Below are 13,319 nucleotides of genomic sequence, written 5' to 3' on the forward strand. Positions count from 1 at the left end.
CTTTCGTGCCTCCATACCGTCACTCTTGGCCGGCGAACCAATGTTCGCGGGCTTTCAAGATGAGGGCTTTGGCGTCATCGGCGCTCAGGCCGGTGATTTCGGTGAGTTCATCGACCGCGAGGTCGGCCAGGTCGTCACGGGTGTTCACACCCGCTTCGGCCAACTGGGGAATCAGGTCGGGGTTGAGGCCTTCGAGGTCACGCAGGTTCTGCGAAACGGTTTCGACGCCTTCTTCCTTGGCGATTTCCATGGTCAGCAGCGCATCCTTTGCACGGGCGCGCAGCTCATTGATGGTGTCTTCGTCGAAGGCCTCGATCTCAAGCATCTCGGAGATCGGCACGTAGGCCACCTCTTCGAGGCTGTTGAACCCCTCCGAAATCAGGATGTCGGCGATTTCCTCGTCGACATCGAGCTTTTCCATGAAAAGCTTGCGGCTGGTATCGGTTTCGACGGCCTGTTTCTGGGCCGACTCGTTGGCGTCCATGATGTTGATCTTCCAACCGGTGAGGTCGGAAGCCAGACGCACGTTCTGGCCGCCGCGGCCGATGGCGATCGCGAGGTTTTCCTCGTCGACCACCACGTCCATGGCGTGCTTTTCTTCATCGACCACGATCGACGAGACGTTGGCCGGCGCCAGGGCGCCGATCACGAACTGGGCCGGGTCTTCGCTCCACAGCACGATGTCCACGCGCTCGCCGGCGAGTTCGTTGGTCACGGCGTTGACGCGGGTGCCACGCACGCCGACGCAGGTGCCGATCGGGTCGACACGCTTGTCGTGCGAGAGCACGGCGATCTTGGCGCGCGAACCGGGGTCACGGGCGCAGCTCTTGATTTCGAGCAGGCCTTGTTCGATTTCGGGCACTTCCTGGCGGAACAGCTCGATCATGAACTCGGGGGCCGAGCGCGACAGGATGATCGGCGCGCCGCGCAGCGTCAGGTCGACCTCCATGATCATGGCCCGCACGCGGTCGCCGTTGCGCAGGTTTTCCTTGGCAATCATCTCGCTGCGGCGCAGGCGGCCTTCGACGCGCCCGGCTTCCACGATGATGTCGCCCTTGTCCAGGCGCTTGACGGTGCCCACGAAGATCTTGTCGCCGCGCGACATGAAGTCGTTGAGCAACATCTCGCGCTCGGCGTCGCGGATCTTCTGCAGGATCACCTGCTTGGCAGCCATGGCGCCAATGCGGCCGATCGGCACCGAGTCCACCGATTCCTCGATGTACTCGCCGACTTCGATGTCCGACATTTCTTCCTTGGCCTCGAACAGGAGGATTTCCTGGTCGGGCAGCTGCAGGCCGGCCTCATCGGGAACGACGTGCCAACGGCGGAAAGTTTCGTAGTCGCCGCTGTCGCGATCGACCGCCACGCGGATATCCACGTCACCCTGATGGAGCTTCTTGGTGGCTTGCGCCAGTGCGGATTCGACTGCGCCGAAGACCACGTCGCGTTCGACGTTCTTCTCGCGCGAGATCGCATCCACCAACATCAACATTTCGCGATTCATGCCACCACTCCTCTTGTTCAGTCCGGAACACTCGTTCCGTCGTCAATATCTGAAAAACCCGGTTGGGTTTTGGCCTTGCGACCCTTGAAGTCCACGATTGGCGCCAGCCGCGCGTCGCGCAGCTCGTCCAATACGAAGCCCAGCGCATGCAACGGTGCAGGCGCGCGCTTCTTGCTCACTTTTTGCCCGGGCTTGGCCTTGGGCTCGTCGCTCCAGACGACCTGCCAACCCAAACCACTCTCGGCACGCTCCAGCGTGCCGCGAAACTTCTTGCGCGTGGCCGACACCTGGCCCGCCGCGGCAGCACCCATGGGCGCCTTGAGGGTGAGGTCAATCACCGCGCCCACGAATCGCTCGAAATCCTGTTCATTGCGCAAGGGGCGATCGATACCGGGCGAGGAAACCTCGAGCCGCTTGTAATCGACCGCATCGACTTCCAGTGCAAATTGCAGCTGGCGCGTCACCTTTTCGCAGTCTTCCACCGTCACGAAGGGCTCGGGAGTGCCGGCAGCCACAGCCTCGGAGGTGGGGGGCGTCCAGGGCAAATCAATCGTCACGCGCAGCAACCCACCGGCCGAGCGCTCGACCTCGACCAGGTCGTAGCCGAGACCGGCCACGGTTTGTTCTACTGTTTGCTGCAATGCCACGTGTTTGAAAGCGCCTTCTGAATCAATACCCAAGCCGCAGCACCCGCCCACCACGGATGCCACGACGCCAAATAATTGCTGCTTGAGAATGCATAGACCAAAAAAAACGGGCGGTTGGTACCCGCCCGTTTGGTCGTGAGCCTCGAATTATATGCTATTCGCGTGCATAAATGAAGGACATCGGTATTCAAGCAGCCTGTGAACGACGGTATTTCGACCAGACCACGGCAAACAACGCCGCGCCGAGTGCCAAAGCAGCGGCCGCCACCAGCAAAGGCAGCTGGAAAGAGCCGGTGCGTTGCGCCAGCGGCGCCGCAAACAACGGGCCGATGATCTGCCCCACCCCGTAAGACGCCGTGGCGTAGCCGATCAACCCGGCCGCCGCATTGCCACGCAGCCGGCGCGCCTCCCGCATGGCAAAAAGCGTGATCGCGGTGAAAGGCATGCCGAGCAACAGGCTGCCGAGCGCAAAACCCGCAATGCTCGGCCAAGCCACTGAAAACACGACGCCGAGCGCCTGCAATGCATAAGCGGCGGCCAGCAGCAGCCGGTTGTCCCAATGCACCGGGGCACGGGCGCCGATCAACGCGCCGGGAATGATGGCCGCCCCGAACAGCGGCCAGAAGAAATCCGGCCACGGCGATCCGGGCAATGCCTGCCGGGCGATCACTGGCAGGAAGGTGGCAGTAATGATGTAACCAAAGCCTGCCAAACCATAGAGCGCGACCAGCCAGATCGCGTCGCTGCGCGCCGAAGCCGATCCAGAGACGCTGCCCGTTGCAGCCGCCGGACTCGCCGCCGCCCCGCCCGCCACCCCTACCCGCTCGCCGTCGTCGAACACCCGCCAGATCACCGCGATCAGCACCACGGCCAGCAACCCGAGGCCAATCCAGCCCGCCTCCGAACCCCAACGCCCGAGCGCGCCGCCCAGCAACCCGGTCATGGCGATCCCGATGCCCGGCCCCGTATAGATCACACCGGCCAGCATGGGCGAATTCGTCTCAGCCAGCCGGCGCAGCCCCCAACCCGAGGCGAACACGAAGACCCAGGCGCTCATCACCCCGGCCGCCGCGCGCAACACGCCCCATCCGATGAAGCTGTGCAGCAACCCCATGCCGACCAGCAGCGCCGCCGTGGCCAGCAGGCCGCCGCGCACCATGCTCGAGGCCTTGATGCCGATGGCCGCGCAGCTCACCGCGCCAAAGAAATAACCCAGGTAATTAAGAGAGGCCAACAGCCCGCCGCCAGCCAGCTCGAGTTTTCCCTCGCTCAGCATGATGGGCAGCATGGGCGTGAAGGCGAAGCGCCCCAGGCCCATGGCCACCGCCAGCGTGACCATGCAGGCCAGCGCCGCGCGCCAGGCGCCGCGCCGGTCGTGTCCGATTCCCGACATTTCCTTCAGTCTCCGTCTCTTATTCCAGCAGCGCCGCGGCCACCAGCTTCTGTGTGTAGGGATGCTCGGGGGCGTCGAGGACGCGCAGGGCCGGCCCGGACTCGAGGATGGCGCCGTCCTTCATCACGATGACCTGGTGCGCCATGGCGCGGATCACCTCGACGTCGTGCGTGATCAGCAGGTAGCTCAGCCCCCGTTCGCGCTGCAACCGCTGCAGCAGGCCGAGCACCTGCTTCTGGATGGTCACGTCGAGTGCGCTGGTGGGCTCATCAAGCACCAGCAGCCGCGGATCGACGATCAGCGCCCGGGCGATCGCCAGCCGCTGGCGCTGCCCGCCCGAGAACTCGTGCGGATAGCGGTCGAGCAGCGCGGGAAACTGCGCCTCGCTCAGCCCCACGTCGGCCAGCGCCGTGAGCGCGCGCGCCCGACGGGCGGCGGTGTCGAGTTCAGGTGCATGCACGCGCAGCCCCTCGCCCACGATCTGCTCCACCGTCATGCGCGGCGAGAGCGACGAGAACGGGTCCTGGAACACCACCTGCATCGTGCGGCGCAGCGCGAGGTCGGAGGCGCGGTCCACCGCCCAGCCCTTCCCCGTCACCTGCAGTTCGCCCCGGTGCTTGAGCAGGCCGAGCGCGGCCAGCGCCAGCGTCGACTTGCCCGAGCCCGATTCGCCGACCACGCCCAGCGTTTCGCCCGGCGCGATCCGGAAATCGGCGCCCTGTACGGCGACGAACTCGCCCTTGCGGAACCAGCCCGCAAAGCCAGGGATCGACACCGGATAGCTCACGCGCAGCGCCCGCGCTTCAAGCACCGGCGGCGCCGCGCCGTCGGCAGCCGCCTCGGCCACGTCGCGCGACGGATGGCTGTCGATCAGCTTGCGGGTGTAGGCGTGTTGCGGCGCCTCGAACACCGTGCCCACCGGGCCGTGCTCGACGATGTGGCCGCGCTCCATCACCGCCACGCGATCGGCGAAACGGCGCACCAGGTTCAGGTCATGGGTGATGAGCAGCACGGCCATGCCGTACTTGCGCTGCAGGTCGGCCAGCAGCTCGAGGATCTGCGCGCGCACCGTGACGTCGAGCGCCGTGGTCGGCTCGTCGGCCAGCAGCAGGCGCGGCTTGCAGGCCAGCGCCATCGCGATCATCGCGCGCTGACGCTGGCCACCCGACAGCTGGTGCGGATACGCCCTCGCCCGCCGCGCCGGCTCGGGAATGCCGGTGTCGGCCAGCAGCTGGACAGAAGCATCTTGCGCGGCGCGGGCCGACAGCCCTTCGTGCAGCTCGAGCACCTCGGCAATCTGGTCACCCACGGTGTACAGCGCATTGAGCGCGGTCATCGGCTCCTGGAAGATCATCGCGATCTCCTTGCCGCGGATGCCGCGCAACTCGCGCTCAGGAATCGACAGCAGATCGCGCGCGCCGCGCTGGTCCTGTGACCCCGACAGGGTCGCCACGCCGGAGAGCTCGGCGTTCTGCACCAGCCGCAGCAGCGACAGCGCCGTGACGGTCTTGCCCGAACCCGACTCGCCAACCAGCGCGAGCTTTTCTCCCGCCGCGATCTGCAGATCGATGCCGTGCACCACCGGCTTGCCGCCGAACGAAACGCTCAGCCCCTTCACGTCGAGCAGGGGTGGGTTCTTCGTCGTGTCGCGCATCGTCGTCATTTGTCGGCCTTCCGGGGGTCGAGCGCATCGCGCAGTGCGTCGCCCATGAAGGTCAGCAGCATCAGCGTGACGACCAGCACGCAGAAGGTGGACAGCGAAATCCACCAGGCGTCGATGTTCCCCTTGCCCTGGCTCAGCAGTTCACCGAGCGAGGGCGTGCCGGGCGGAACGCCCAGGCCGAGGAAGTCGAGCGAAGTCAGCGCGAGGATGGCCGCGCTCATGCGGAACGGCAAAAAGGTGACGACCGGCACCATGCTGTTGGGCAGGATGTGGCGCCACATGATCTGCAGGTTGCCCACGCCGAGCGCGCGCGCGGCGCGCACGTAGTCCATCTGGCGGTTGCGCAAAAACTCGGCGCGCACGTAGTCCGACAGTCCCATCCAGCCGAACAGGCTCAACAAGATCAGCAGCAGCGACACGCTCGGCGTGAAGATCGCGCTGAAGATGATCAGCAGATACAGCTCGGGCATCGCGCTCCAGATCTCGATCAGACGCTGGAAGGTCAGGTCGATCTTGCCGCCGAAGAAGCCCTGCACGGCGCCGGTCGCAATGCCCAGCACCACGCCGACCACCGTGAGCGCCAGCGCGAACAGCACGCTCACGCGAAAGCCGTAGATCAGCTGCGCGAGCAGGTCGCGCCCGCGCTCGTCGGTGCCCAGCAGGTTCTCGTGCGAGGGCGCGGCGGGGTTCGGCGGCTTCGAGAAGTAGTTGAGCGTGGCCGGGCCGTAGCGGTTGGGCGCATAGAGCGCCCAGTTGTCGCCGTGGGTTATGCGCTGCTCGATGAACGGGTCGAGGTAGTCGGCGGGCGTTTCGAAGTCGCCGCCGAAGGTCTTCTCGGAATAGTCGCGCAGCACGGGGAAATAGGTCTGACCTTCGTAGCGCACCACCAGCGGCTTGTCGGTGGACAGCATGTCGGCGAACAGGCTCAACACCACCAGCGTCGAGAAGACGACCAGGCTCCAGAACCCCAGCGGGTTGCGGCGGAAACGGCGCCAGGCACGGCGCCCGGGGCTCAGGGACACGGCGGCGGCTTCAGTCAAACTTCACCCTCGGATCGACCCAGACGTAGCAAAGATCGGAAATGAGCTTGGTCACCAGCCCGATCAGCGTGAACAGATACAGCGTGCCCAGGAACACCGGGTAGTCGCGCCGCAGCACGCTCTCGTAACTGAGCAAGCCCATGCCGTCGAGCGAGAACAGCGTCTCGATGAGCAGCGCACCCGAAAAGAAGGCACCGATGAAGGCCGTCGGAAAGCCCGTGATGATCGGGATCAGCGCGTTGCGGAACACATGCTTCCACAGCACCTGCCGCTCGGCCAGCCCCTTGGCACGCGCCGTCAGCACGTACTGCTTGCGGATCTCCTCGAGGAAGGAGTTCTTGGTGAGCATCGCGGTGATCGCGAAGCTGCCCAGCACCATGGCCGTCACCGGCAAGGTGATGTGCCACAGGTAGTCGACGATGCGGGCGCCCCAGCTCAAAGACTCCCAGTTCGGCGAGGTCAGCCCGCGCAGCGGAAACCACTGCAGCTGACCGCCGAAGATCACCAGCAGCGCCACGCCCAGCACGAAGCCCGGGATGGCGTAGCCGACGAGCACCAGCAGCGTCGTGAAGAAGTCGAAGCGCGAGCCCGCGCGCACCGCCTTGGCCACCCCCAGCGGCACCGCGATGAGGTAGCTGATGAAGAAGGTCCACAGCCCCAGGCTGATCGACACCGGCAGCTTCTCCTTGATGAGCTGCCACACGTCCTTGCTCTGGAAGAAGCTCTTGCCCAGGTCGAAGCGCGCGAACTGCTTGAGCATCTGCCAGAAGCGCTCGGGGGCCGGCTTGTCGAAGCCGTAGAGCGCCTTGATCTCGGCCACCTGCTTGGCGTCGAGCGTGCGGCCGGTGGGGCCGCCGGAGATGCGGCTCTCTTTGTTGGTGAGTTGCGAGAGCAGCTGCTCGGCCGGACCGCCCGGCACGAACTGCACGATGGCGAAATTGAGCAGCAGCACGCCGAACAGCGTGGGGATGATCAGCAGGAGGCGTCGGATCAGGTAGGCGGCCATGGGTGTTCTTTTACTTGGCGCTCGGCTCGATCCACCACATCGTCAGCATCGCCGACCCCGCCAGCAGGCGCTGCGGCAAGGGCGCGTCCGGACGGCGCAGCTTGCGCTTGTGGGCAATGAAATACTGCTTGCCGTAGTACATCGGGGTCATGTAGTGCTGGTGGAGCAAGTAGCGGTCCAGCAGCCGCGCGGCCGCCGCGAGCGAGGCGCGGTCGTGGCTGTTGACGATCACCTCGACGATCTCGTCGACCACCGGATCGCTGATGCCGCTGAGGTTCTGGCTGCCCTTCTCGCTCGCCGACTTCGAGCCGAAATCGTCGTACAGCTCGTTGCCCGGGCTCGACGAGCCGCCCACGAGGCTGATGGCCATGTCGAAATCGAAGTCGTCCAGCTTCTTCTTCAAGAGGCTCGGGTCGCGCAGGCGGTACTCCAGCCGGATGCCCAGCTTGCCGAGGTTGCGCGCATACGGCGCCAGCACCACGTTGGAGCTGCGGTCGGCGATGTCGATGGTGATCACGAACGGCGTGCCGGCCTTGTCGCGCAGCGCGCCGTCGCGGTAGGTCCAGCCGGCCTCCTTCAGCAACTCTTGCGCCTTCACGAGGTTGCGCCGCAGGCCGTCGGCGGTGTCGCCGCTGCTGTCGGGGCGCGGCAGTTCGCCCTGGGTGTTGTCGATGTAGCGCTGCTTGTTCTTGAGCTTGTCGATCAGCGCCTGCTCCTCGGGGCTGACCGCGGGCTGGGCCATGAGGTCGTTGCTGTTCTGGAAGTAACTCTGCGTGCGCCCGCGCCGCCCGTAGAACAGGTGGGCGTTGAGCCAGTCGAAATCGAAGGCCAACGCCAGCGCCCTGCGCACGCGCATGTCGGCGAAGCGGGGCTGCCGCAGGTTGGGCGTCAGGCCCTGCATGCCGGTGGGGCGGCGGTGATCGATCTCTTCCTTGACCAGCTCGCCGGAGTCGAAGCGGCGCCCCTTGTAGCGGCGCACCCACGCGATGATCGAGCGCTCTTCCATCGCGTCGAGCGCGCCGGCCTTGAGCGATTCTTCCTCGCCGAGCGCGTCCTTGAAGTACTGGTACGACACCGTGTCGTAGTTGAACATCCCCTTGCGCACGGGAAGGTTCGCGGCCCAGTAGTCCGGGCGCCGGCGGTACGAGATGAACTTGCCGTAGTCGACCTTGTCCACGATGTAAGGCCCGCTCGCGATCGGCGGCTCGGTCACGATCTGGTCGAAGGGCTTGCCCTTGCCCCAGGCGCTGGAGAACACTGGCAGCCCGCCGATGATCATGTGCAGCTCGGCGTTCTGGCGCACGAAGTCGAAGCGAATGGTGCGCTCGCCCGTCACCACGGCCTCCTTGATGTCGGCCCAGTACGAGCGAAAGGTCGGCCCGGCCGCCTTGCTGCGCAGCGTGTCGAAGGAGTACTTCACGTCTTTCGCGAGCACCGGCGAGCCGTCGGAAAAGCGCGCCTTGGGATTCAGCCGGAACGTGACGCTCAGGCGGTCGGGCGCCAGCTGGATGTCTTCGGCCAGCAGGCCGTACTGCGAGAAGGGCTCGTCCTCGCTCGGCGTGGTCAGCGAGTCGAAGAGCAGGCCGTACTCGGAGAACACGAAGCCGTTGGCGCTGTAGCCCATGCCCACCGGGGGCACGCCGCGCAAGGTGAAGGGGTTCAGCTTGTCGAAGCCGCCGGCGGCCGACAACGTGAGGTCGCCGCCCTTCGGCGCGTTGGGGTTCACGTAGTCGAAATGCCTGAACGACGCCGCGTACTTGGGTTCGTAACCCATGCCCAGCCCGTGCGCTGCCCACGAGGGCAGCGCCAGGAGCGCCAACATCCAGAGCAGCCAACCTCGCATGCGAGAATTCTGCCCAAGATTTTCACGAGGCAACTTCATGGGCTTTCTTTCCGGCAAGAAACTGTTGATCACCGGTGTGTTGAGCAATCGCTCCATTGCATATGGCATTGCCAAGGCCTGTCACGACCAGGGCGCGGAACTCGCCTTCAGTTATGTCGGCGAGCGATTCAAGGACCGTATCACCGAATATGCAGCAGACTTCGGCTCGAAACTGATTTTCGACTGCGACGTGAGCGACGACGCGCAGATCGACAAGCTCTTCGCCGACCTCGCCCAGACCTGGCCCACCTTCGACGGCTTCGTGCACAGCATCGGTTTCGCCACGCGCGAATCGATCTCCGGCGACTTCCTGGACGGCCTCTCGCGCGAAGGCTTCAAGATCGCGCACGACATCAGTGCGTACAGCTTCCCGGCCATGGCCAAGGCGGCCCTGCCCTACCTCAACGACAAGTCGGCCCTGCTCACGCTGACCTACCTGGGCGCCGCGCGCGCGCTGCCCAACTACAACACCATGGGCCTGGCCAAGGCCTCGCTCGAAGCCTCGGTGCGCTACACCGCCGCGTCGCTTGGCCCGAAGGGCATGCGCGTGAACGGCATCAGCGCCGGTCCGATCAAGACGCTGGCGGCGAGCGGCATCAAGGGCTTCGGCAAGATGCTCGCGGCCGTGGCCGACGCTTCGCCCATCGGCCGCAACGTGACCATCGAGGAAGTCGGCAACGTGGCCGCCTTCCTGCTGAGCGACCTCGCCAGCGGCGTGACCGCCGAGATCACCTATGTGGACGGCGGCTTCAGCAACGTGGTCGGGGGCATGGCGGAGTAATTCGCACCCTCGGGCGCTCGGCGCCCACCGACGCCCCACTCCATCGCAATCACCGTGTTGAACCGACGCTCCCTCCTCCTGTTCGCAGGTCTGGGCACGGCCCTTTTCGGCCACGCCACCTTCGCGCGCGCGGCCGCGCCCGCCCTGATGCTGGCCGAGGTGTACCGCCCCGGCATGTCGCTCGCGGGCTACTGGGTCAGCGAGAAGTTCGACGGCCTGCGCGGCTACTGGGACGGCCAGAAACTCTGGACGCGCGGCGGCGAGCCCGTCGTGGCGCCCATCTGGTTCACCGCCTCGCTGCCCAAGCAGCCGCTCGACGGCGAACTGTGGGCCGGACGCGGGCGCTTCAATCACGCGCTGTCGACCGTGCGCAGCCAGACGCCCAATGACGCCGCCTGGCAGGAAATCCGCTTCATGGTGTTCGACCTCCCGGCCCAGGGCGGCGACTTCAACACCCGCCTTGCCGTGTTGCGCAAGCTGCTGCCGATCACCGACGCCCCGTGGGTGATGCCCGTGCCGCAGCAACCCGCGACCACGCACGAGGACCTGCAGGCGCTGCTCGACAAGACCGTAAAGATGGGCGGCGAAGGCCTGATGCTGCACCGGGGCGCATCGCTGTACCGCGGCGAGCGCAACAACGACCTGCTCAAGGTCAAGCCCTTTGAAGACGCCGAGGCCCGCGTGGTTGCGCACCTGCCCGGCAAGGGCAAGCACCATGGCCGGCTTGGCGCCTTGATGGTCGAGATGCCTGGCGGCCAGCGTTTCAGGCTCGGCACCGGCCTGACCGACGCCGAACGCGACCAGCCGCCGCCGATCGGCAGCCTGGTGACCTACCGGTACAACGGCACGCACCCGAGCGGGCTGCCGAAGTTCGCGCGGTTCATGCGGATACGCGAAGGCTAGAACCAGGCACGCCCCCAGGCTTCGCGCACTTCGTGTCGCTTTGCCAACCCCCTCGCCGGGGGCAACACCTGCGGCCCGGCAAAGCCGGTTCCGCGGTGTTCCACGAACGGCCCCGAGCCGTTTGTTGTGCGGCTTACTTTGCCGGCTGACGCACGCAGTCCGCGTAGTACCGCTTCTTGCCCGTCTCGTCGATGCGCGCCACCAGACCGTGGATGTCGGTCTCGAAGCCCGGGCACTGCAGGTTGAACTCGCGCGAGAACTTGAGGTAGTCGACGATCTTCTTGTTGAACACTTCGCCCGGGATCAGCAGCGGAATGCCCGGCGGGTACGGCGTGATCAGGCTCGTGGTGATGCGGCCTTCGAGTTCGTCGATCTCCACGCGCTCGGTCTTGCGGTGCGCGATGTGGGCGAAGGCGTCGCTGGGCTTCATGGCCGGCGTCAGGTCGCTCAGGTACATCTCGGTCGTGAGGCGCGCCACGTCGAAGCGCGCATACAGCTTGTGGATGTGCTGGCACAGGTCGCGCAGACCGAGCTTCTCGTAGCCCGGATGCTGCTGGCAGAACTCGGGGAGGATGCGCCACATCGGCTGGTTGCGCGCGTAGTCGTCCTTGAACTGCTGCAGCGCCGTGAGCAGCGTGTTCCAGCGGCCCTTGGTGATGCCGATGGTGAACATGATGAAGAAGCTGTACAGGCCCGTCTTCTCCACGATCACGCCGTGCTCGGCGAGAAACTTGGTCACCACGCTGGCGGGGATGCCGGTCTCGGCAAAGTTGCCTTCGAGGTCGAGGCCGGGCGTGACGATGGTCGACTTGATCGGGTCGAGCATGTTGAAGCCGTCGGCCAGGTCGCCGAAGCCGTGCCAGTTGCGCGGCGACGACTTCTTGCTCTTGGCACGCTTGGCAGGCAGGGCGTCTTTCTCGCCCTTCATGATCCAGTCTTCGGCGCGGCCAATGCCTTCGTCGACGAGCTTCTCGGGGCCCCAGACCTTGAACCACCACTCGTCCTTGCCGAACTCTTCCTCGACCTTGCGCATGGCGCGTCGGAAATCGAGCGCTTCCAGGATGCTCTCTTCCACCAGCGCGGTGCCGCCGGGCGGCTCCATCATGGCGGCGGCCACGTCGCAGCTCGCGATGATCGCGTACTGCGGGCTGGTCGACGAGTGCATCAGGTAGGCCTCGTTGAAGAGGTCGCGGTCGAGCGCGCGGTTCTGCGAATCCTGCACCAGCACGTGGCTGGCCTGGCTGATGCCGGCGAGCAGCTTGTGCGTCGACTGGGTGGCGAACACCAGCGAATCCTTCGGGCGCACGCGGCGCTTGCCCATCGCGTGGTACGCGCCGTAGAACGGGTGGAAGGCAGCGTGCGGCAGCCAGGCTTCGTCGAAGTGCAGCGTGTCGACGTAGCCGTCGAGCATGTTCTTGATGGTCTCGGTGTTGTAGATCACGCCGTCGTAGGTCGACTGCGTGAGCGTCATCACGCGCGGCTTGACCTTGTTCGGGTCCACGTCGGCCAGCAGCGGGTTGGCCTTGATCTTGGCCTTGATGGCGCTCTGCTCGAACTCGCTCTTGGGAATCGGTCCGATGATGCCGAAGTGGTTGCGCGTGGGCTTCATGAACACCGGAATCGCGCCGGTCATGATGATCGCGTGCAGGATCGACTTGTGGCAGTTGCGGTCGACCACCACCACGTCATCGGGCGCCACCGTGTGGTGCCACACCATCTTGTTGCTGGTGCTGGTGCCGTTGGTCACGAAGAAGCAGTGGTCGGCATTGAAGATGCGCGCCGCATTGCGCTCGCTGGCCGCCACCGGGCCGGTGTGGTCGAGCAACTGACCCAGTTCTTCCACGGCGTTGCAGACGTCGGCGCGCAGCATGTTCTCGCCGAAGAACTGATGGAACATCCGGCCCACGGGGCTCTTGAGGAACGCCACGCCGCCCGAGTGGCCCGGGCAGTGCCACGAGTACGAACCGTCTTCGGCGTAGTCGATCAGCGCCTTGAAGAACGGCGGCTGCACGCCTTCCAGGTAGCTCTTGGCTTCGCGGATGATGTGGCGCGCCACGAATTCGGGGGTGTCCTCGAACATGTGGATGAAGCCGTGCAGCTCGCGCAGGATGTCGTTCGGGATGTGGCGCGCGGTCTTGGTCTCGCCGTAGATATAGATCGGCACGTCGGCGTTCTTGCGGCGCACCTCGCCGATGAAGCTGCGCAGGCTCAGCACGGCCGGGTCGAGGTCGGGACCGACCGAAAATTCTTCGTCGTCGATCGACAGGATGAAGGCGCTGGCGCGGCTTTGCTGCTGCGCGAACTGGCTCAGGTCACCGTAGCTCGTGACGCCCAGCACCTCGAAGCCCTCGCTTTCGAAGGCCTGCGCGAGCGCGCGGATGCCGAGGCCCGAAGTGTTTTCGGAGCGGAAGTCCTCGTCGATGATGACGATGGGAAAGCGAAATTTCATGAGCGGGGCTCCGGACAGGCGGTCAGACAGGCAATGAGCGAGGCGCGAAGT

The 13,319-nt window shown here is 65.5% G+C and carries 10 protein-coding genes; 2 read left to right on the top strand and 8 right to left on the bottom strand.

Annotation, left to right across the window (positions count from 1 at the left end; translation table 11 throughout):
* Positions 1 to 19: 19 nt before the first annotated feature.
* From nusA to CY658_RS19035, 7 genes are all read right to left on the bottom strand, one after another.
* A complete protein-coding gene (gene nusA / locus CY658_RS19005) occupies positions 20 to 1,504 on the bottom strand; it encodes a transcription termination factor NusA (protein WP_099789297.1) in 1,485 nt (494 codons plus the stop codon).
* 17 nt (positions 1,505 to 1,521) lie between these two features.
* Positions 1,522 to 2,151: a ribosome maturation factor RimP gene (gene rimP / locus CY658_RS19010; protein WP_101491680.1), complete on the bottom strand. Its 630-nt coding sequence runs from the start codon at positions 2,149 to 2,151 to the stop codon at positions 1,522 to 1,524.
* Positions 2,152 to 2,338: 187 nt separating this feature from the next.
* Positions 2,339 to 3,544, bottom strand: a complete 1,206-nt coding sequence (locus tag CY658_RS19015) for a YbfB/YjiJ family MFS transporter (RefSeq protein WP_101491681.1) — start codon at positions 3,542 to 3,544, stop codon at positions 2,339 to 2,341.
* A gap of 19 nt (positions 3,545 to 3,563) precedes the next feature.
* Positions 3,564 to 5,207: an ABC transporter ATP-binding protein gene (locus tag CY658_RS19020; protein WP_374221120.1), complete on the bottom strand. Its 1,644-nt coding sequence runs from the start codon at positions 5,205 to 5,207 to the stop codon at positions 3,564 to 3,566.
* Positions 5,204 to 6,247: an ABC transporter permease gene (locus tag CY658_RS19025; protein WP_101491682.1), complete on the bottom strand. Its 1,044-nt coding sequence runs from the start codon at positions 6,245 to 6,247 to the stop codon at positions 5,204 to 5,206. Before CY658_RS19025 ends, CY658_RS19020 begins: the two co-directional genes overlap by 4 nt.
* Positions 6,240 to 7,253, bottom strand: a complete 1,014-nt coding sequence (locus CY658_RS19030) for a microcin C ABC transporter permease YejB (RefSeq protein ID WP_101491683.1) — start codon at positions 7,251 to 7,253, stop codon at positions 6,240 to 6,242. Before CY658_RS19030 ends, CY658_RS19025 begins: the two co-directional genes overlap by 8 nt.
* A gap of 10 nt (positions 7,254 to 7,263) precedes the next feature.
* On the bottom strand, positions 7,264 to 9,096 hold the full coding sequence (locus CY658_RS19035; RefSeq protein WP_101491684.1) for an extracellular solute-binding protein: 1,833 nt from the start codon (positions 9,094 to 9,096) through the stop codon (positions 7,264 to 7,266).
* Positions 9,097 to 9,133: 37 nt separating this feature from the next.
* On the opposite strand from CY658_RS19035, the gene fabI reads away from it, so the two are divergent.
* Together fabI and CY658_RS19045 are read left to right on the top strand one after the other, a co-directional pair.
* A complete protein-coding gene (gene fabI / locus CY658_RS19040; protein WP_101491685.1) occupies positions 9,134 to 9,916 on the top strand; it encodes an enoyl-ACP reductase FabI in 783 nt (260 codons plus the stop codon).
* 54 nt (positions 9,917 to 9,970) lie between these two features.
* Entirely contained in the window at positions 9,971 to 10,819 is an 849-nt protein-coding gene (locus CY658_RS19045; protein WP_101491686.1) for a DNA ligase, read from the top strand.
* A gap of 133 nt (positions 10,820 to 10,952) precedes the next feature.
* Here CY658_RS19045 and CY658_RS19050 read toward each other — a convergent pair whose 3' ends face one another.
* Complete coding sequence (locus CY658_RS19050) at positions 10,953 to 13,268, bottom strand: arginine/lysine/ornithine decarboxylase (protein WP_101491687.1); 2,316 nt, start codon at positions 13,266 to 13,268, stop codon at positions 10,953 to 10,955.
* Positions 13,269 to 13,319: the final 51 nt, after the last annotated feature.

The sequence above is a fragment of the Variovorax sp. RO1 genome (genome assembly GCF_002849325.1).
Lineage (GTDB): Bacteria > Pseudomonadota > Gammaproteobacteria > Burkholderiales > Burkholderiaceae_C > Variovorax.